Source organism: Veillonella sp. 6_1_27, assembly GCF_000163735.1.
Lineage (GTDB): Bacteria > Bacillota > Negativicutes > Veillonellales > Veillonellaceae > Veillonella > Veillonella parvula_A.
Genome location: NZ_GG770216.1, coordinates 392632 through 412341 on the forward strand (window position 1 = coordinate 392632; position 19710 = coordinate 412341).

Below are 19710 nucleotides of genomic sequence, written 5' to 3' on the forward strand. Positions count from 1 at the left end.
GAAAAGCTCGTGCATAGCACGAGCTTTTTTGTTAGATTACGTAATCATCGGAATCGTCTTTTTTAGGTTTTTTGTAAAGTTCTTTTACGCCTGCCATTTCGATGAGTTCTTCCCCAAGGGCATCTTCATCGTCCGTGTTAAGCATGGAGTAGAAGGCCCAAAGAATAATAAACCAAATTGGTGTGAACAAGAGGGCAATTCGCGTATCTTCGTTTAAGGCTAGAATGGCTAAAACGAAAACGAAGAACGCGAGGATAACGTAATTCATTACTGGGTATAGAGGCATTTTAAATTTAGACTGTGCCACTACATCAGGATTTTTTTTGCGATATTTGAGATGGCAAATAACCATCATGGCCCAAATAAAGATAAAGCAGAACGTAGAGATTGATGTAATCATAACGAATACTGCTTCAGGCATTACGTAGTTGAGTACAACCGTAATCAATAATACGGCTGCCGAGAAAATCGTTGCTTGGTATGGCACACTGCTGTGAGTCAAGCGGCGCATCGAACTCGGAGCGTGACCGCGTTTTGCCAAGGCATAAATCATACGGCCTGTACTGAAGATACCAGAGTTTGTAGCGGATGCTGCAGAAGTAAGAACAACGAAGTTTACGATTCCTGCAGCGGCTGTAATACCAACGGCGGTAAATACGGCTACAAATGGACTCGCAGCAGGGTTAACGGCAGTCCAAGGGTAAATACTCATGATGATAGCTAAAGAGCCTACATAGAATAAAATAATACGCAATGGGATATTGTTTATGGCCATTGGAATAACCTTTTCAGGATCTTCTGTTTCGCCAGCCGTTAAACCTACGAGTTCTATGCCTGTGAAAGCAAATACAACCATTTGGAATGATAGGATAAAGCCCATCGTTCCATTCGGGAACCATCCTCCGTAATTCCACATATTGCTAAATGCGGCGACACCGGCATCTGTAGTGAAACCAGTAACAATCATGATGATACCGATGATGATAAGAGAGATGATAGCGATCACCTTAATCAAGGCAAACCAGAATTCCATTTCGCCAAAATATTTTACCGCTGTCAAGTTCATTAACAGCAAGGCGACTAGAACAAGTAAGGCTGGTATCCATTGAGGAAGCCACGGTATCCAGTATTGCATGTAGAGGCCTACGGCTGTCAAATCCGCCATGGCTAGTGAAAGCCAGCAGAACCAGTATGTCCATCCTGTGATAAAGGCTGCTCGATCCCCTAAGTAATCTTCTACAAAGTCGATAAAAGAGTGGTGATTTAGGTTAGATAACAATAACTCGCCTAGTGCTCTCATAATAAAGAAGCACATAACACCTGTTATTAGGTAGGCGAATATGATGGATGGACCAGCCAAGTGAATGGCGCGACCGGAGCCTAAGAATAGGCCTGTACCAATAGCACCGCCGATGGCGAGCAGCTGTACATGCCGGTTCTTAAGACCCCGTTTTAACTGATGCGTATCAGACATAATAAAGACCTCTTTTCTACAAACTATCTATAAATATAAAGGCTATGGATTACCATAGCTTTAACAATCTATAGAATCTTTAAAACTATTTTTTTATAATACAGTATCTATTCTAAAAAGTCAAATGTATTTTTACAGTAGACAAAAGACCTGATGATTTTCTGATGAGAGTATACCCTTATATTGATAAACGCATAGAATATCCTTTTTTGGAAGTTAATTGACGAATAATATAAAATAATTTATAATAAGTATACTTATAATAAAGCAGTCGTAAAAAAGGAGGATATAAAATGGAATTTAGTTTTAGTTTGAAAATAAAAGCAACAAAAGAAGCTGTATGGGCGTACTATGCGAATATCGAAAAATGGTATGACTGGGAAGAGGATCTAAAAAATATTACATTAAACGGTAAATTTGAGACCGGTTCATGTGGTACAATGGAGCTTGAAGGCATGCCGCCTATGGAATATCAGCTTACTCTTGTAAAACCTTTTGAAGAGTTTTGGGATAAGACTGAAACTCCATTTGGTGCTATTCTTTTCGGACATCAAATAATTGATAATCATGACGGAAGTGTAAATGTAAAGCATACCGTAAGCTTAGAAAGTGAAGATAAGCAACATTTGGAATTTTTAAGTCAAGTTTTTTCTGATGTTCCCCAATCTATATTTATTCTAAAAAATTGTTTAGAAAGATAAGGTGATTGCTGTTTGTTTACATCAAAATATAAAGACAATTCAGAAAAATCAACAGGATTATTGTTCATGAGGGTGTACAATAAATGGCATTTTACTATAAAACAAGCATTAAAAGAGTTGAACTTAACACATCCTCAGTTTGTTGTTTTAGCATCTCTTGCATATCTATCACAACATGATAACGAAGTTACACAAGTTATGATTTCAAAACTTTCAGGAATAGATGTTATGACGGTATCTCAAATATTGAGTTTATTGGAAAAACGTGGTTTTGTAGAGCGAAAAGAACACTCTAGAGATACACGTGCGAAAGCGGTTCTTTTGAATGAAGAGGGGGGTGCAATATTACAAAAGGCAGTCCCATTAGTCGAAGAAATTGATGAAATCTTTTTCGGAAAGCTGAAGAGTGATGAAGCTCAATTTAAACATCTTCTTGGCAGATTACATGAAGCGTAAGGTGTATTAATTCATCAATTCTTGTGGAGGTTGAAATGAGACGTCAAGATCGTATGGTTGCAAATATAGATGAAATTAAAGATATTTTAAACAGCACGCGTATTATTCACCTAGGCATGATGGATGGTGATTACCCTTATGTAGTACCTTTACATTTCGGTTATGAAATTGTAGATGATATACTCTACATATATGTACATGGCTATCATGAGGGGAAGAAGTTTATTTTGATTAAAGTGAACCCCCATGTATTTATAGAAATTGACGGTAATGATGAGGCCCTCGTATCAGGTAGAGATATTCCTTGTAAATATAGTTCAGTCTATTCCAGTGTAATGGGACGAGGAGAGGCTGTTTATTTAGCAAATATTGATGAAAAAGCTCATGGTTTACAGGTGTTGATGAAGCATCAGACTGGTCGAGAATTTACCTTTACTGATGCCATGGTAAACTCTGTGGGCGTCGTTCAAATTAAAGTTGTAGACTATACTGCAAAGAGACGAAGACAGCTTGAACAAGATATTATTATGCCTCCATTAACTAAATAATGACAAAACATCCTATTGAACTCTATTGTAATATAGCGTTTAGTAGGATGTTTTATTATGTATAACTAGTAAGCATTAAAGCAGCTAATGGCTCATAACTATACTTTCACAATAGGAAAGATAAAAGTTTTATGAAGTAGCTAGGGCAACAGAATAGGTGGCATGTTTTTGATATAAATAAGAAAATATATCATTATATGTGTAAAGTATATATCAAGTTTTTATAAAAGGAGAGATCATGAAGAAGCTTCTATATAAGTCCGTTTTAGCTGCTATGGCCGTAGGATTATTGTCTGCGGGGTATGTTTCAGCTGATGTTGTTAATAATTCTATATCTACTGATCATGTTGGTGTTTCAGCTACCGTTATAAATGATATGCCTAGAGTTCATCCTGATTCAGTAATCAAAGCATTGCCAAGAAAGACCTTATTAGAGTGGCCTATGAAAACACAAGAAGGGGCTCGTAATTGGAAGGGAATAGTAGAGGCTGCACAGCAACTACCGTATGAGGTCAAAGCACCTAGTTATATACCTTATGGTTATCAGCTCTATACAGCGCGTCAAGATCGAAATGATATATTAGAGGTTGTATATTACAAAAAAGGTGTGACTATCTATCGGGATGGGACAAAATATATAGATAGTATTATGGCCTATAGAATGGGATATTCCTTGGATACTGTGAGAGACACACCATATGTTCCATCTGAGTACGGCGATCTTGAATGGTCTAAACCAGGTGATTCTGGTGAGGTTTATTATACAGGTAATCCTGAAACGCATATGGTTCGCAGCATTACGTGGGCGAAGGATGGTATGGCTTACTTCCTATTTTTCTTAGAACAAGTGAAAGAGGCTGATGCGGAATTCTATAAGGACCATGTGGTACCGTTGAAAAATATTGATAGCTCCCGCTATGAACTAGTTGGTAACTATCCGATAACACCGATTAAACCTAAAACTATTGAAGAAATAAAACAGGAACATGTAGTGCCTATGAAAGCATAGACTGGTGTGATTTATTAATGGTACGTAATACTCTTGAAAGTCAGTGATCTGAGTTAAAAATGTAATAGATAAATGATTACTTCGGTAATATATACTTATAAATATCTAAATTTAGAGAGAGCAGAGATTATGAGATTGAAAATAACAAAATCATTATTAGCCATGGGAATATTAGCTACCGTGATAGGCAGCTTTGGAGTACAATCAGTTAGTGCGTTATCTCCTTTAGTGGATGAAAATGGACATACAGTTACCACTGATACAGTGGAAAAGAATAAAGAGTTAATGAATCGCTATCGATGGTATGACCAAGTTGATAATGGTGATATAGTACAGCTTAATATTGACGCAAGTACAAAGTATTTTGGATATGATTTACAAATTCCATCTTATATGCCTGAAGACTATGTAGTACGCGATGTAAAGTCAAGGGATCATGACGTATTAGAAATCGTATATACAGAAACTGGAGCTCATGGAATGTTTGGGCCTAAACTTACCTTCTCTAATACAGATATTGTATATCGTATGGGTTGGGCTATCGATACCGTGGTAAAGCCCATATTGGAAAAGACAAAATACAATGCTGATGATGCAGTTAGCTTTACTACCCCTAATGGAATCCCTGTACATACTTTAGGCTCTAGCAACGATTCTGTTCAAATTGCTTATTGGGAAAAAGATAATAAAGTTCATATGCTCTACTTTGCTTCCTCAAGAAACCAAAACTATGTAAGCAAAATTGTAGACTCTGTAGGGCCTCTTACTAACGTAGCCGCTGATAATACTCGATTACGTGGTGACCGAAATGATAAGCAAAATGTTAAACGAAGTAATGCGCAAAGTGTTAAACAAAATGGTGAACAAGATAGACCTCATTTTGAAACTATTGGTTTGCCACTGCGTACACATACGAATTCTGAGTGGCCTATACTTACGAGTAAATCCATCGGCTTACCTAGCGGTGTAATTGATGCATCTCGTAAGCTGTCCTATAACGTATCTGTACCAAGTTACTTGCCTCTTGGCTATACATACTATGCTACACATTTTTATGATAATGATGTATTAGAAACTGTATATTGGAAGCAAGGTCAAGAATATCAAGAACGCAGCGGGCGTTGGGTAAATCATACGATGGTCTTTCGCATGAGCTACTCTATGGATACGGTATGGCCTAAAGAATATGTTCCAACGGAATACCATGACGTACAGTGGATTGACTCTACGCCAACCGGTGATGTGCAGTATACAGGTAATGTAGATAAGGACTTAGTACGCAGTATTGCGTGGAGCAAAGATAACATGGCATATTTCTTGTTTTTCCAAGTGCCTGTAAAAGTATCTGAAGCAGAGTTTTATAAAGATCATGTAGTACCATTAAAAAATATTGATTTAAGTCGTACAGACTTAATCGGTGTAAAAACGATTCGTTAATACTAAACCCTAATAAGACTCTATAGTACGATTCGGTGATGTCATACGACGTTAGCGTTTAGTAAAAGAGTATATAATAAAAAGAACCTATTTCCTAGATATTAGGGTAATATTTTTGGAGATAGGTTCTTTTAGTATAGTAATATATATTTTGGGTTTGTAGCGTATTAGTGATTTTATAGCTATCGAATATAAAGTAGCTTTCACTAATAGCATCATTATGGGTATACGTTAATTAGAAGAATACGTAGCGAATAATAACGAGAACCGCCAATACGTACATAATCCAGTTAACTTCTTTTGCACGGCCTGCAATGATTTTGAGTAGAGGGTATGCAATGAGACCTGCAGAGATACCGTTAGCGATGCTGTATGTGAACGGCATCAATACGATAACGAGGAATGCAGGGAAGCCTTCTGTCCAATCATCGAAGTCAATATTGCGAATGGCACCTAACATGAGGGCACCTACGATGATAAGAACAGGAGATGTGGCTGCATTTGGAACCAAGGATACCAATGGAGCCAAGAATAAGCAAATTAAGAAAAGTACGCCTGTTGTGACAGCTGTTAAACCTGTACGGCCACCAGCCCCTACACCTGCCGCACTTTCAACGAAAGCCGTAATTGTAGAAGTACCGAGCAATGCACCGGCACTAACACCGATAGCATCTACGGTCATGGCTTTCCCAAGACCTGGGAATTTACCAGATTTAGGATCTGCGATTTTCGCCTCTGTAGCGGTACCAATCAAAGTGCCCATAGAGTCGAATAATTCTACAAAGGTGAAGGAGAAGATAATCGTAATTAAGCCCATGTGAAGCGCACCAGGAATATCTAATTGCAGGAATGCTGCTTTGGAGAAATCAGGAATAGCCAATACAGTGAAGTTCTCAGGCATTGTGGAAAGGCCTGTCGCATAGGAGATGATTGTTGTTACTAAAACGCCAATCAAGAGGGAACCTTGAATTTTGCGAGCCATCAATAAAGCTGTAAAGATGAGGCTGAATAGTGCCAACAATGTTTCACCACTGTGCAAATTACCGAGCGTCAAAAGTGCTTCAGATGCTGGAGGGACTAGATTACCATGTGTCTGTACGACTTGACCCAAGGAGTTTGGAGACAAACTTATGGAGATAGCCATCAAGCCGGATAACTTTAAACCGATGATAGAAATGAAAAGACTAATACCAACGGTAATGGCAATTTTCATGGAGGCTGGGATACCTTCAACGATCATTTGTCGTATTGATGTCAATGTTAATACGAGGAAAACGAGACCAGAAATGAATACCGCACCTAATGCTGTTTGCCAAGATACGCCCATACCGAGAACTACGGTAAAGGAGTAAAATGCCAAGAGGCCAACCCCTGGAGCGAGAGCAATTGGGTAGTTTACGAATAAACCCATAGCAATCGTCACAAGACCTCCACCTAAGGCTGTGGCAATGAGGACCGCATCCTTATCCATACCTGCAAGACTAAGAATGTTTGGCGCCAAGAATAGGATGTACGCCATCGTGATAAACGTAGTGATACCTGCTAAAATTTCTGTTTTAACGGTTGTACCACGTTCACTGAGTTGAAATAATTTATCTAACATTAGATAAAATCCTCCCTATATGAAATTAAAATCATACCTAAATAAAGATATTTCGATATATGTATAGTGTATCATATTTCCCACCATTTTTTGTATGAATTTGTGATATACTATTAATATATTATGAATGATATAGAGGTTAACTTATGAAAATATCTACAAAAGGGCGTTATGCCTTACGGATATTGGCGGATATTGCAGAACATGGGGTAGAAAAAAATGTACCAATTCGTGAGATTGCAGAACGCCAAGGATTTTCCGATAAATATTTAGAGGGGATTGTATCTCGATTATCCTCCGCGGGCCTCGTTAAAAGTGGACGTGGCAAATACGGTGGATATCGTTTGGTGAAAGATCCATCTGAATATAATGTATATGAAATTTTATATGCCGCAGAGGACTCCATTGCTCTCGTGTCTTGTTTAGAAGATGATGTAGAACCGTGTCCTATGTTTAATGACTGCTTGACAGCTCCATTGTGGCAGTATTTACAAGATGAGTTCCGACATGTTATGGAACATGTTTCCTTGCAAGATGTAATGGATCATAAATTTCCTACGGAATAATTGATAGTCCGAAAACTTTAGTTTGAATGATCTTTGAGGATTACTACATTGTATACCTATATTTTAGGTTTTTTTTATGGAAAGAGTCGCGTTTCGTATGCGGCTCTTCTTTATATATGAAATTAAAATGTAATAACATTTTATGAATAGTAACATAGATTGAAATCTAAGTAGGACTGTAATTTAAATGGAACTGTAATTAAAAGTGATTTATGTGTATATTAGTTTATCTCAACGATTTTATGTGGAAGGGAGGGTACTATGAGTACAAGTGTATATGATGCTCGCGGTGGCATGAGAAACGTATGGATTATTACGGCTAGTATGACTGTGCTAGCCATATGTTACACAATGATAATTCCTTTTCTCCCTATATATCTATTAGAACTCGGTGTTCCTAAGGATGATGTAGCACTTTGGTCAGGCCTCGTCTTTGGTATTACCTTTCTTATCGCTGGTATTATGGCGCCGATTTGGGGCAAAATTGCAGATAATAAAGGGAAAAAGCGGATGGCTTTGCGCGCTGGTTTTGCCATTGCTGTCAGTTATGTTCTCATCGGCATGGTAACGGATCAGTATCAATTGCTGATGGGGCGTGCCTTAGTTGGGTTCGCTAATGGTTTCTATCCTGCAGCGATGACCATGGTTTCCCTCAGTGTAGATGAGAAACAGGTGGGCCGTGCCCTCGGCATATTCCAAACAGGTCTGATTTTAGGCAATGTCATCGGCCCATTTTTAGGTGGTGCCGTTGAAAGTGTCGTAGGTATGCGCCCTGTATTTTATATATCTGGTATAGCCGTATTCATTGCTACCTTGGCAGTATTGTTTCTTGTAAAAGAACCAAAACTAGAAGTTGAAAATACAACTTCTAAGGAGCAGTCCAAACAGCCGGCAAAAGCTACATCCTTGCGAGAAGATTTTAAGTCGGTTCAAGAACAACCTGTATTAGTAAGACTTTTATGGATTTACTTCTTTATGCAATGTGTCATCATGATGCTACAGCCTATTTTGGCGCTTTATGTAGGTGATATGCAAGGCACTATGGAAGGGGCAGCCATCATTTCAGGTACAATCCTCAGTATCGGTGGTTTAGCCGGTTCCTTAACGACCAATATATGGGTGCGCCTCGGTGAGCGTCGTGGGTACTTTAGAACCATTTCCTACTGTATGCTTGGTAGTGGTGTTGTTCTCTTACTTCAAAGCTTACCAGTAGGTATCTGGTGGTTTGGTGTACTACAAGTGTTAATTGGCTCTTGTATTGTAGGGATCAACCCATCTTTGAGTGCAGCTGTAACACTTAATACAGAACCAGGATTTAGAGGTCGCATGTTTGGTATGACGACGACGGCTCAACAATTTGGTTCCATGGTAGGTCCAGTGTTTGCAAGTATCGTATCTACCTATATTGGGATATCCTATGTATTTAGTATTACAGGTTTGTTATTACTCTATATGGGATTCCAATCACGGAAACTATCCGTACAACATGATAAATATAGTGTGTGAATTAGAGTCTAACAAGCTCCTTACTAATATATTGGTAAGGAGCTTTTACTTTTTTAGGCTATTTTTATAATACGAGGCTTTCAGATACAGACCGTTTATTGGTAAGAGGTCTTAATCTAGGGTATAAGAAAAAGTAATGTTAATCGTTAATCTAAGAATACTGTTTTAGTACATAATAGCAGGCTTTTATACGTTTTTAGTGAATAGCAATCCAATATGGGCTGATTGATTGCTTTTACAAAAATATTGGTATATAGTTAGTTTAAGGTAAGTCACTAGTCTCACCGCGTGGGACAGAAAGGAGTTATTATGGTCCGTATCGGACATACTGTACTCGGAGAAAAGGGTACAAAAATATGCGTGCCTATTGTGGGCACAACAATGAAAGAGATTCTAGATGCCACCGCGGTAGCATGTAATACACCGTGTCATGTAGTGGAGCTACGCATTGACTATTTCGAGCGGGCCCACTCCATTGACGCTATTATTGAATTATTAATGCTCATCAAGCCACAACTGAAAGGTCGTGGGTTGCTCTTTACATGGCGCACAAAAGGTGAAGGTGGGGAAAGAACGATTTCTACACAAGATTATTTTACAATGCTAGAGCGCTTGATTCCTACAGGATTGGTGGATGCTATCGATATTGAGCTGTTTTTTGATCAAGATAGAATGCTTAAAACGATAGAGTTTGCTAAGGTTCATGGAATCACTATTATCATGAGTAACCATGATTTCCATTGTACGCCGAGTCGTGAAGTCATTGTAAATCGACTTATTCAAATGAAAGAGTTCTTGGCCGATGTGCCAAAAATTGCCGTTATGCCTCACACAACTGGTGATGTATTGACGCTACTTGAAGCAACGGCTGAAGTGAAAGCTTTGTATCCTTCGGATCCAATTATTACGATGGCAATGGGAGAACTAGGTGCTGTTACACGCACTGCAGGTGCTCTATTTGGAAATGCCATGACCTTTGCCTCTGCTGGTAAAGCATCGGCACCAGGGCAAATCGATGTACATGCTTTAAAACGAATTCTAGATACCATAGATGTAGATGGTGTATTTGACGAACAACAACATAAACGCGTAAAAGTGCATTAAAAAAGTCGGCGAGAGCCGACTTTTTTATATGTTTTGTATTTCTTGTAGTATATTCATTTTTGAAGGGCGGATATAAAAAATATATATGTTATTATTAATGACTTTATATAGAATAAGATATTTTTTGTATGATAATTTTCTGTAATTGGTATTACTATTTACAATAGGATAACGTTCAGGAAAGATAGCTAATGAAGAAATTTTTTGATAAATCAACTTTAATTCTTTTCTAATAAAGGAAGAATCTATAATCTGTTGTTCTAGTGAACTTTTGAGATTTACTATATCAGACTTAGCTGTAGGCGTCATAATTACTGTATACTTCATTTCAGCTCTCCAAATTTATAAATCTTCAAGGAGTTCATTAAAAATTTTTTCCGCAGGTTCACCAATTTCTTTTTCTGCTTGATTTAGCCCTAATTGTATTCTTGTAGTTAAATCTTCTTCAGTCCAGAAATCATTATTAATAGCATCAATCCATTCTGGACGGAGGATAGTAGGTGGAATATCCTTATTAAATTGTATTTGTTTAGATACAAGTGTAACTGTTTGTGACATGGTTAATCCCATTTCTTTTAGAATAGCTGTTGTTAGTGTCTTAACTTTAGGATTGATACGGATGTTAAGAACTCCTGTCTTATCGATTGTATCGAAGGATATTTCTTGATTTTCTTCTCTTGGTGTACCATATGCACCTATATGATCTGAGGCTTTTAATGTAGTTTGTGGTTGTTCATAGGTGCCGTTGTTGAGTGTGCTTGGTGTAGGTGTTTCATCGATAGGTGCCGTTGGTAACGCAATGGCAAACGGAATGCGACGCTCTTTGATGATTTGGCGGAATAGTGCATCTAGCATAGAGGTGTATGATAGACCTTGTGCTTTTAATATGCTAGATACCTCTTGTTTTAAGTCCTCATTGATGCGAACTTGTAGATTTACAGTTTTCATAATGCCTCCTATTTATGGTCGTCACGTTAAGACTATTGCTTATAGAAATTAGTTCATTGTATTTTGATAGTTCCATGGTGAAAGCTATTTTAAATTCTTTATGTAATTACATTGTAATTGCTAAAGTGATTTTCTACCAATATATATAATACATAGGACACATAAAAAAGCAGTAGTTATCTTGAGGATAGCTACTGCTTTTCAGTTTATATCATTGATGTCATGATATGAGTTTTAGTTTTATCTAAGAATACAGATGTAAATGCTCTTACTTCTAAAGATGTAGAAGCCCGTACTTATATAGAGGAAAGAATCTTATAAATACCGTTATATAAACTCTTACAATAAGTTTGCTTCAAAGTCTTCTAGTATAGCCGCCACTGTTTCTGGTGCATTGCGATTATGTTCTACGATGCATTGTGCAAAGCTTTCATACATTGGAGTGCGAGTTTCTTCGAGTTCACGTAAGCGTTCTATGCCGCCACCGGATAGAACACGACCTGAAGTAGATAGTTTTTCTACAGGTTGCGTTAATTGGTAAATACGACCATTTTGGCGTAGGTGTGCATAGTTTTTAGGTACTGTTACACAGCCGCCACCAGTGGAGATGACAAGGCCAGTTTCTGTGCCTAATTTTGCAATCATATCCGCTTCTTTTTCACGGAACGCAGCTTCCCCTTGTTCCGTAATATATGTGGAGATATTACCGATTTCTTTTGCTAGCTCTTGATCGACATCAATACAAGTACGGCCCATCTCTTTGCCGATTGTCTTGCCTACAGTTGTTTTCCCAACACCAGGCATACCGATGAGGATGATATTTTCCTTTTCACGGCGCATATCTCGCAAGATTTGCTCGATTTCGTTGGTGCCAAAGCTTTCACCTTGGAAATGATTAGCCGCCTCAACGCCTTGTGCCACGAGGAAAGGTAGACCATCACAATGAGGAATATCCATCATTTCTGCTTGTAAAAGCAAAACGGTACGGCGCGGATTGTAGATGAGATCCACAACGCCTTCTAATTTAGCAAATTGCATAATATCTATCAGGCTAGCCGGATTATGCGGATACATACCAATAGGCGTGCAGTTAATAATAATTTGCGCTGTTTCGTAGTAATTAGGTGCATCAGTATAGAGCGGAGCTGTTTTACGAGATAGATGCGTGATGCTCTTAGCACCTAGATCTTCAAGAGCCACGTGAACGGTAGCAGAAGATGCGCCATCGCCAAGAATGATGCATTCTTTACCAGATACATAGATCCCAGCGTGTTTTAGGGTGAATACAAATCCATCGTAGTCTGTATTGTAACCATGCCATTTGCCGTCTTTACGGACCATCGTGTTTACACAGCCAATGCATTCCGCGCGAGGGTCAACTACATCGCAAGCCTCAAGGGCATTAACCTTGTAAGGAAAGGTAATATTAATACCTTGTAATTCTGGATTTGCGAAGAACTCTTGCAGTTGGCTCGGTTCTCGTTCAAATAATTCATAATTAGTATTTCCCAAAGCATTGTGGATGCGTGGGGAAAAGCTATGGCCCAACGTACGGCCAAGTAAACCAAATTTCATAGGACCTCCTAGGTCAATATACACAAAATGGCTAATAGGCTGTCACCTATTAGCCATTGGAGTTTTAAAACTATATCCATTGTACTATATATGCCATTAATAAGCACTACTATAGAGGAAAATATTAATTTTCAGGATAATTACCGAGCAAACGGAATTTATCTTGCGATGCGTGGAGTTCTGCCAACACGGAGAGTACTTTTGGATCTGCTAAGGATGCTTCCAAATCAAGGTAGAACAAGAATTCAAAGTTATGTCCTACGATAGGGCGGGACTCAAGTTTTGTAAGGTTTACACCGATGTTAGCAAATTTGGTGAGCAATGTACCAAGGCCACCAGGTGCATGACTTGCAGTGGTTACAACAGAGATTTTATTGGCTCCTGGGTATACGTGGAAGTCCTTACTAATACAGATAAAGCGCGTATAGTTGTTGTCGCTATTTTGGATGTTTCTTAGCAATGGAGACAAATTATATAGGTCTGCACATTGAGGTGCTGCGATAGCTGCCACACCTGGGTCATCACTAGCCGCTACGAGCTGTGCAGCTCGAGCCGTGTTGTCATAGGAGCGTAATTCTACGCCTTCCAACTTATCTAGGAAGTGACTGCATTGGCCTAATGCTTGAGGGTGGGAAATTATGGTATGAATATCTTCTAGTTTTGTTCCTTTTTTCACGAGCAAGTCGTGAGATATCCAAAGACGCGTACCGCGAACGATATAGCATTTGCGCTCTTCTAAGAGGTCATATACTTCTTTTACAGAACCATTGGAGCTGTTTTCAATAGGCAATACACCGAATTGACATTCCCCTGACTCTACGGCATCGAATACGGCACGGAAACCCGTTACATAATGGATTTGGCTGAGAGGTAATAATTTATCACACGCCATTTGAGCATTGCTACCGAATACGCCGGCGCAAGCTACACTGCCCCGTTGAGGTGGCAAAGTAGGGGATTGCTCGATGGCTTTTTTCATTTTTAAAGTGAATTCATTGTCTTGGAATAGTTGCTCAGATTGGTATGTACGACTCAAGCTAAATAATGCTTCAAAAAAGCGGCGTGCATATAGATCGAGGTCCGGACCTGCATCTTTTGTTACCTTGTCGAGAATGTCGCGCTCTCGTTTGGCATCGTAAATGGCCTTATTCATTTCTTTTTTTGCAGCCGCTACGTCCTTGGAGAGTTCCATGCGCTCTTTGAAGAGGGCGAGCATTTGGTCGTTTATGTCGTTAATCTTAACGCGTACTTCATCTAAGTTCATGGTCAATATCTCCTAAGAAATCAAGAATGACAAGGGCCGTAACGGCTTCGATAACAGGTACAGCACGAAGCGCTACACATGGGTCGTGACGACCTTTAATGGTGAGTAAGGTGTCCTCTTTTTGTGAAAGAGACACAGAATGTTGTTCCTTATAAATGGATGGAGTAGGCTTGATGCCCACTTGCATAACGAGAGGCAAGCCGTTGGTGATACCGCCTTGAATGCCACCGCTATTATTGGTAGTTGTTGTGATTATATCGCCGTCCATGGTAAAAGCATCGTTCACCTCTGATCCAAGGCGAGAACACATGTCGAAGCCACCCCCAAAGGACACGCCTTTGATGGCAGGTACGCCAAAGATCACGCGAGCTAATCGGTTCTCGATGCCATCAAAGTTTGGATTACCAAGACCGATTGGTAGACCTGTAGCCACAACCTCAACGATACCACCGGTAGAGTCGCCGTCTTTTTTTAGTTTCATGACTAAGTTTTCTACTTCAGAGCGCTTGTATGCATCGAGCATAGCAATTGGTTCTGTAGCAATTTCACGAAGTGCTTTCATATCTGGATGAACCATATCGATAGGAGTATCTTGGATTGTACCAACTTGTTTTAAATGGCCGTGAATTTCGATACCTTTTTCACGCAATAACTGTAGTGCAATGCCACCAGCTACGCAAAGAGGTGCTGTAAGACGTGCCGAGAAGTGGCCGCCACCTCGCATATCTACCTTGTCACCATAGCGCATGCGAGCCGTAAAGTCCGCATGAGATGGGCGAGGAATGTCGCGCAAGTTATTGTAATCACCGGAGTGTTGCGATGTATTGCGAATCATAAATGCCAATGGAGAGCCACTGAGCATGTCATCTACCATACCTGATAAGAATTCAGGTATATCGGCTTCTTTACGTTGCGTTTGTAATTGGTTTTGACCTGGCGCACGGCGCTTTAAGAAGGCTTGTAGCTCGTCGATGTCGATGGAATGTCCACAAGGGAGGCCTTCCACGATACCACCGATGGCGTACCCATGAGACGCGCCAAAGGTAGCTACTTGTATAGTTTTACCGAAATTAGATGCCATTATATTAACTCCTACTTATAGTATGTATGACTAGTATTCTTATCTATTGAAACGCATTAGCTGTGACTAGGACGCTATACTTGCTGTGCATTGCCACCTAGTATGTTCCAGTCCTCGAAAAAGTCAGGATAGGATTTTGTAATAGCTTCGCTATCTTGTAAGATGACAGGGGTTTCACTAATGAGAGCCATCAATGTGCCTGCCATAACGAGGCGATGGTCGTTAACACAATCACCTTGTCCTCCTTTTAGTATACCACTACCGATGATATATAGGTCATCACCATCTTCGCGAACCGTGCCTCCTAAATCTCTGACGAGATTAGCAACGGTTTCGAGGCGATCTGATTCTTTTAACCGTAGGCGAGCACCATTAACAAAGGAGCTTTCACCTTGGATAGAGCAAGCGAGGGCTGCCATAACTGGCAACATATCGGGCATTTGCTCGAGGTCGGCATGGATTGGCTTACTAGCGCGACCTGATACAGTGATATTCATGTCGTCCCATGTAATAGTGCACCCTGAGGATTCGATGACCTGCATGATGCGGCGGTCAGCTTGTATAGAATTCTGGTTCATACCCGTAATGGTAATAGGTTGGCCTGTCATAGCGGCAGCAACCATCCAAATCGCTGTATTGGACCAATCGCCTTCGATTTGGTAATTACTTTGACCTTTAAAAGTAGCATTAGCAGTTACCGTAAAGGATTCTTGTACTGTGCCACGTGCAGGCGTATGGTCAACGGTTACGCCGAAGTCTGCCATCGTTGTAGTCGTCAATGTTACATAGTCGCTAGATTGAAGTGGCGTAGTAGATGTGATTGTAGCGCCTCCACATTGTGGAGCTGCTAATAATAGACCAGAGAAAAACTGGCTACTCACATCGCCAACCATGCTAAATTGACCACCTTGGAGAAGACCTGTCATAGTGAATGGTGGTTTATCTTGGGAGAATGTTACGCCGTGAGCTTTCATTTCACCGAGCATGGGCTCTAAAGGACGATCTGGTAAGCGCCCTTTCGCATCCACATTTACCTCATTACAAATGGAGGCTGCTACTGGTAATAAGAGGCGCAATGTAGTACCCGATTCATGGGGAACAACATAGCCTTTTTTGGGCGCAGGACCAGGTGTAACAGTGACAACTTTATTTTCATACACAACGTGTGCGCCTAAGCCTCGTAAGGAGTCCATAGTTGCATCGATGTCTTTAGAGGTGCGGCTCAGTAGTATGGTAGATGACGAGTTTGCGAGAGCGGCGCAAATCAGCGCACGGTGCGCATGAGCTTTTGCAGGAATGGACGCGATAGTCCCAGTAGGGATGGCGTTCGTTACAGAATGCATATAAATCTCCTTAATCTAAATAGGTAGCAAGTTCCTCGTGCGTTACTACCTTGAGTTCACTGTGACCATAGCTAGTAGGTACTACGATTTTAATGGTTGCTCCTTCGCTTTTTTTGTCGTGCTTAGCGGCAGCTAGAATCTCTTCTTTGCTTATCGTTGTTGTTGTTGGCAAATCGTGTGCTTTGATGAGGGCCTTTAATTTCTCTAAAGCCTCCGCATTTAATTCTCCATGTTTGACAGCACCTTGTGCCATGAGGACCATGCCAATGGCAACGGCATAACCGTGATGTACCTCGAAATGGCTCGCTTTTTCAATACCGTGACCAAAGGTATGACCGAGGTTTAAGAGGGCACGAACGCCAGACTCGCGTTCGTCTTGTTCTACAATATCCGCTTTTGCTTGTATGCAGCGGGCAATAACGCCACTTACACTACCGCGATGTTTAATTAATGGTCTATTCTCAAGTTGAGTGAGTAAACCCGGTACGTCTAGGAAACCGTATTTGATAATTTCACCGCATCCATTAATCCATTCCATTTCAGGTAATGTATTGAGTGTAGCTGGATCACAAAGGACTAGAATTGGTTGTTTGAAAGCGCCCCATAGGTTTTTGCCGGCTTCGAGATTGACCGCTGTTTTACCACCTACAGAGGAGTCTACTGCGGCTAATAGGGATGTAGGAACTTGAACATAGTCGATACCACGTAAATAGGTCGCTGCTGCAAATCCTGCCATATCGCCTACAACACCGCCGCCAAGGGCGATGAGCAAGTCTTTGCGAGTCAATGATTGGGCCGCCATGTATTCTACTAAATCGATGAGTTGATGAGCATTTTTGGAGCTTTCACCAGCAGGGAAAACATAATCACAAACAGCATAACCCACATGTTCCATATTAGCTTTCACAGAGTCCAAATAGTGAGGCGCCACGTTGCTATCGCTGACGATGATAACACGGCAATTTGGTTTTAATGGTTTAATATAATCGGTGATGCGTTGTAAAGCGCCTTCCTCGATGACAACATCATACGGTGTAGATGCATTAATATGGATGCGAGTCATAACGGTTCCTTTCTTAAAAGAATAAGCTAGTATCTATTATAACGGATACTAGCTTATTTGTGTGATATGTAAGATTATTTAGTGCATTCAACCAATGCTTGGCGTAACGCGTTAATTTCTTTCATAAGGCTAGTGAATTGGTCTGGACGCAATGCTTGCGGACCGTCGCACAATGCTTTGGCTGGATCGTTGTGAACTTCAATCATAAGGCCGTCTGCACCGCCACCTACGGATGCAAGTGAAAGCGGACGAACCATGCGGCTCATACCTGCTGCGTGGCTAGGGTCCATGATAATTGGCAAGTGAGATAGTTCATGCATCATAGGAATTGCTGTTACATCTAAGGTATTGCGAGTTTTAGTTTCGAATGTGCGGATACCCCGTTCGCATAATACAATTTGTTCATTGCCTTCGGACATGATGTACTCAGCAGCCATCAACCATTCTTCGTATGTTGCAGATAAACCACGTTTTAAAAGAACTGGTTTATTTAATTTGCCCACCTCTTTTAAAAGCGTGAAGTTTTGCATGTTACGAGCACCGATTTGAAGCATATCTACATTATCAAAGTATTGTAATTGGGAGATATCCATAACCTCAGAAACAATAGGAAGACCTGTTTCTTTTTTAGCAAGCTCTAATAACTCTAAGCCTTCTGGGCCCATACCTTGGAAGGAGTATGGGGATGTACGAGGTTTGAAAGCGCCGCCACGAAGGATGGTAGCACCAGCTTCTTTACATGCTTTAGCAGTGGCTAATACTTGTTCAGGTGTTTCCACAGAGCAAGGACCGGCCATTACTGCGAAGTGACCACCACCGATGAGGACACCACCAACATTGATTACAGAATCATCTGGATGGAATTTGCGGTTTGCTTTTTTGTATGGCTCTTGAATGCGAGTTACTTTATCTACGAAATCTAGAGACTCGATTTGACGGGCATCAAGAGATGCAGTATCACCGATAAGTCCTAGAATATTGTATCGAGTACCTTCTACTGGATGGATAACGAATCCTTGAGCCTCTAATTCACCGCGTAAACGGGATACTTCTTCCGCTGCTGCGTTTTGTTTCAATGTAATAATCATGATAATTCCTCCTTTTAACTACAGTGAATAGTAGGGCTTACCATACGGATAGCAAACAAAAAGGGCTACCCGTAATCTAATACGGGTAGCCCTTTTACTATTCTAAGCAACTAATATTGAATAATCCTTAATTAGCGCATCACAAATAGTTCCTTACCCGTACGTTGGATAAAGAACCAATAAAAGTATTGTTTTGTTGTGAGGCTAATTTGGTTAGTCATCTTTGGTTGCTCCTTTCTAAAATATTGGGTATAGTATAAACCCAAATGATAAAAATATGCAATACCTAAAAATGAATTTCATGGAAGTTTTAAAATATTTTTGATGCGGGAATTAATAGGAACAGAGAAGTTTTGTGGGATTAAGCGTATTTTTGATATAATAAAAATAAGAAGCTTTCATTGTTTATAGGGTATTTCGTAATACACATGAATCGATTCTTATAAATGTACTTATAATCAGAAAGGGCACCCATGATTATTCAAATCTTAGATCATATAACAGAGGAAATAAAACAAATTCGTATCGATGTATTTATGAAAGAACAGGGTTTTGAAGACGAGTTTGATGAAATCGATGAGACTGCAAAGTTTGTGCTCTTATCCATTGATGGTAAAGCGGCTGGTACGTGTCGATATTTTCCCAGTGATGTAGCTGAAGATGCACATATTGGTCGTATGGCAGTACGTAAGTTGTATCGTGGACAACATTTAGGTACTAAGATTATGATGGTCGCTGAAAATGCTATTCGCCGTGATGGATTTAAGACGTGCTCCTTGTCGGCGCAAGTACAGGCCAAACCATTCTATGAATCCCTTGGATATCGTGCTGAAGGAGAAGAATACCTAGATGAAGGATGTCCTCACGTGATGATGCGGAAAGTATTATAAGCCGTTCAATAGTGCTGTATAATAAGAATTGGTGGATATATATATTGTTGTACA

At 40.1% G+C, this 19710-nt stretch carries 19 protein-coding genes; 9 read left to right on the forward strand and 10 right to left on the reverse strand.

The features are described from left to right. Window positions 1-31: 31 nt before the first annotated feature. Entirely contained in the window at window positions 32-1474 is a 1443-nt protein-coding gene (locus HMPREF0874_RS05590) for an amino acid permease (RefSeq protein WP_008602276.1), read from the reverse strand. Window positions 1475-1767: 293 nt separating this feature from the next. Here HMPREF0874_RS05590 and HMPREF0874_RS05595 point away from each other — a divergent pair, with 293 nt between their 5' ends. The 5 genes from HMPREF0874_RS05595 to HMPREF0874_RS05615 all read left to right on the forward strand — a co-directional run bounded on the left by HMPREF0874_RS05595 (window position 1768) and on the right by HMPREF0874_RS05615 (window position 5625). Then, complete coding sequence (locus tag HMPREF0874_RS05595) at window positions 1768-2175, forward strand: polyketide cyclase (protein WP_008602279.1); 408 nt, start codon at window positions 1768-1770, stop codon at window positions 2173-2175. Between the two features lie 12 nt (window positions 2176-2187). Beyond that, window positions 2188-2631 (forward strand): MarR family winged helix-turn-helix transcriptional regulator, encoded by a 444-nt coding sequence (locus tag HMPREF0874_RS05600; RefSeq protein WP_008602280.1) that lies wholly within the window; start codon window positions 2188-2190, stop codon window positions 2629-2631. A 35-nt stretch (window positions 2632-2666) separates the two neighbouring features. Beyond that, complete coding sequence (locus tag HMPREF0874_RS05605; protein ID WP_039965220.1) at window positions 2667-3179, forward strand: pyridoxamine 5'-phosphate oxidase family protein; 513 nt, start codon at window positions 2667-2669, stop codon at window positions 3177-3179. A 238-nt stretch (window positions 3180-3417) separates the two neighbouring features. Beyond that, entirely contained in the window at window positions 3418-4188 is a 771-nt protein-coding gene (locus tag HMPREF0874_RS05610) for a hypothetical protein (RefSeq protein ID WP_008602283.1), read from the forward strand. A 129-nt stretch (window positions 4189-4317) separates the two neighbouring features. Continuing rightward, on the forward strand, window positions 4318-5625 hold the full coding sequence (locus HMPREF0874_RS05615) for a hypothetical protein (protein WP_039965221.1): 1308 nt from the start codon (window positions 4318-4320) through the stop codon (window positions 5623-5625). Window positions 5626-5860: 235 nt separating this feature from the next. Here HMPREF0874_RS05615 and HMPREF0874_RS05620 read toward each other — a convergent pair whose 3' ends face one another. Continuing rightward, on the reverse strand, window positions 5861-7228 hold the full coding sequence (locus HMPREF0874_RS05620) for an NCS2 family permease (RefSeq protein ID WP_008602287.1): 1368 nt from the start codon (window positions 7226-7228) through the stop codon (window positions 5861-5863). A 146-nt stretch (window positions 7229-7374) separates the two neighbouring features. Here HMPREF0874_RS05620 and HMPREF0874_RS05625 point away from each other — a divergent pair, with 146 nt between their 5' ends. The 3 genes from HMPREF0874_RS05625 (at window position 7375) to aroD (ending at window position 10404) form a co-directional block, all read left to right on the forward strand. After that, entirely contained in the window at window positions 7375-7794 is a 420-nt protein-coding gene (locus HMPREF0874_RS05625) for an Rrf2 family transcriptional regulator (RefSeq protein ID WP_008602288.1), read from the forward strand. Window positions 7795-8055: 261 nt separating this feature from the next. Next, window positions 8056-9300, forward strand: a complete 1245-nt coding sequence (locus HMPREF0874_RS05630) for an MFS transporter (protein WP_024062646.1) — start codon at window positions 8056-8058, stop codon at window positions 9298-9300. A 309-nt stretch (window positions 9301-9609) separates the two neighbouring features. Then, complete coding sequence (gene aroD / locus HMPREF0874_RS05635; RefSeq protein WP_008602292.1) at window positions 9610-10404, forward strand: type I 3-dehydroquinate dehydratase; 795 nt, start codon at window positions 9610-9612, stop codon at window positions 10402-10404. A 24-nt stretch (window positions 10405-10428) separates the two neighbouring features. On the opposite strand, the gene HMPREF0874_RS05640 is transcribed toward aroD, so the two are convergent. From HMPREF0874_RS05640 to aroF, 8 genes are all read right to left on the reverse strand, one after another. After that, complete coding sequence (locus HMPREF0874_RS05640; RefSeq protein ID WP_008602295.1) at window positions 10429-10731, reverse strand: type II toxin-antitoxin system RelE/ParE family toxin; 303 nt, start codon at window positions 10729-10731, stop codon at window positions 10429-10431. 15 nt (window positions 10732-10746) lie between these two features. Next, window positions 10747-11352 carry a type II toxin-antitoxin system RelB/DinJ family antitoxin gene (locus tag HMPREF0874_RS05645; protein ID WP_004694948.1) on the reverse strand — a complete coding sequence of 202 codons (606 nt, stop codon included), beginning with the start codon at window positions 11350-11352 and terminating at the stop codon, window positions 10747-10749. A 339-nt stretch (window positions 11353-11691) separates the two neighbouring features. Beyond that, a complete protein-coding gene (locus HMPREF0874_RS05650; RefSeq protein ID WP_008602298.1) occupies window positions 11692-12927 on the reverse strand; it encodes a shikimate kinase in 1236 nt (411 codons plus the stop codon). A gap of 124 nt (window positions 12928-13051) precedes the next feature. Continuing rightward, on the reverse strand, window positions 13052-14191 hold the full coding sequence (locus HMPREF0874_RS05655) for a bifunctional chorismate mutase/prephenate dehydratase (RefSeq protein WP_008602300.1): 1140 nt from the start codon (window positions 14189-14191) through the stop codon (window positions 13052-13054). Then, the gene (aroC, locus tag HMPREF0874_RS05660; protein WP_008602302.1) at window positions 14178-15272 is read right to left on the reverse strand and encodes a chorismate synthase; all 1095 of its coding nucleotides are present in this window, start codon (window positions 15270-15272) and stop codon (window positions 14178-14180) included. Before aroC ends, HMPREF0874_RS05655 begins: the two co-directional genes overlap by 14 nt. A gap of 74 nt (window positions 15273-15346) precedes the next feature. Next, window positions 15347-16615 (reverse strand): 3-phosphoshikimate 1-carboxyvinyltransferase, encoded by a 1269-nt coding sequence (gene aroA, locus HMPREF0874_RS05665; protein ID WP_008602303.1) that lies wholly within the window; start codon window positions 16613-16615, stop codon window positions 15347-15349. Window positions 16616-16625: 10 nt separating this feature from the next. Then, entirely contained in the window at window positions 16626-17678 is a 1053-nt protein-coding gene (gene aroB, locus HMPREF0874_RS05670) for a 3-dehydroquinate synthase (protein WP_008602304.1), read from the reverse strand. Window positions 17679-17752: 74 nt separating this feature from the next. Beyond that, window positions 17753-18766, reverse strand: a complete 1014-nt coding sequence (gene aroF, locus HMPREF0874_RS05675; RefSeq protein WP_008602305.1) for a 3-deoxy-7-phosphoheptulonate synthase — start codon at window positions 18764-18766, stop codon at window positions 17753-17755. Window positions 18767-19239: 473 nt separating this feature from the next. Between aroF and HMPREF0874_RS05680 the strand changes: the two genes are divergently transcribed. Further along, window positions 19240-19656 (forward strand): GNAT family N-acetyltransferase, encoded by a 417-nt coding sequence (locus tag HMPREF0874_RS05680; RefSeq protein ID WP_008602306.1) that lies wholly within the window; start codon window positions 19240-19242, stop codon window positions 19654-19656. Window positions 19657-19710 lie beyond the last annotated feature (54 nt).

Coding starts and splice junctions, on each gene's coding strand:
- HMPREF0874_RS05610 (WP_008602283.1), top strand. CDS start 3,418: ATGAAGAAGCTTCTATATAAGTCCGTTTTAGCTGCTATGGCCGTAGGA.
- HMPREF0874_RS05630 (WP_024062646.1), top strand. CDS start 8,056: ATGAGTACAAGTGTATATGATGCTCGCGGTGGCATGAGAAACGTATGG.
- HMPREF0874_RS05680 (WP_008602306.1), top strand. CDS start 19,240: ATGATTATTCAAATCTTAGATCATATAACAGAGGAAATAAAACAAATT.
- aroD (WP_008602292.1), top strand. CDS start 9,610: ATGGTCCGTATCGGACATACTGTACTCGGAGAAAAGGGTACAAAAATA.
- HMPREF0874_RS05655 (WP_008602300.1), bottom strand. CDS start 14,191: ATGAACTTAGATGAAGTACGCGTTAAGATTAACGACATAAACGACCAA.
- HMPREF0874_RS05650 (WP_008602298.1), bottom strand. CDS start 12,927: ATGAAATTTGGTTTACTTGGCCGTACGTTGGGCCATAGCTTTTCCCCA.
- aroC (WP_008602302.1), bottom strand. CDS start 15,272: ATGGCATCTAATTTCGGTAAAACTATACAAGTAGCTACCTTTGGCGCG.
- HMPREF0874_RS05625 (WP_008602288.1), top strand. CDS start 7,375: ATGAAAATATCTACAAAAGGGCGTTATGCCTTACGGATATTGGCGGAT.
- aroA (WP_008602303.1), bottom strand. CDS start 16,615: ATGCATTCTGTAACGAACGCCATCCCTACTGGGACTATCGCGTCCATT.
- HMPREF0874_RS05595 (WP_008602279.1), top strand. CDS start 1,768: ATGGAATTTAGTTTTAGTTTGAAAATAAAAGCAACAAAAGAAGCTGTA.
- HMPREF0874_RS05615 (WP_039965221.1), top strand. CDS start 4,318: ATGAGATTGAAAATAACAAAATCATTATTAGCCATGGGAATATTAGCT.
- HMPREF0874_RS05645 (WP_004694948.1), bottom strand. CDS start 11,352: ATGAAAACTGTAAATCTACAAGTTCGCATCAATGAGGACTTAAAACAA.
- HMPREF0874_RS05620 (WP_008602287.1), bottom strand. CDS start 7,228: ATGTTAGATAAATTATTTCAACTCAGTGAACGTGGTACAACCGTTAAA.
- HMPREF0874_RS05640 (WP_008602295.1), bottom strand. CDS start 10,731: ATGAAGTATACAGTAATTATGACGCCTACAGCTAAGTCTGATATAGTA.
- aroB (WP_008602304.1), bottom strand. CDS start 17,678: ATGACTCGCATCCATATTAATGCATCTACACCGTATGATGTTGTCATC.
- HMPREF0874_RS05590 (WP_008602276.1), bottom strand. CDS start 1,474: ATGTCTGATACGCATCAGTTAAAACGGGGTCTTAAGAACCGGCATGTA.
- aroF (WP_008602305.1), bottom strand. CDS start 18,766: ATGATTATTACATTGAAACAAAACGCAGCAGCGGAAGAAGTATCCCGT.
- HMPREF0874_RS05605 (WP_039965220.1), top strand. CDS start 2,667: ATGAGACGTCAAGATCGTATGGTTGCAAATATAGATGAAATTAAAGAT.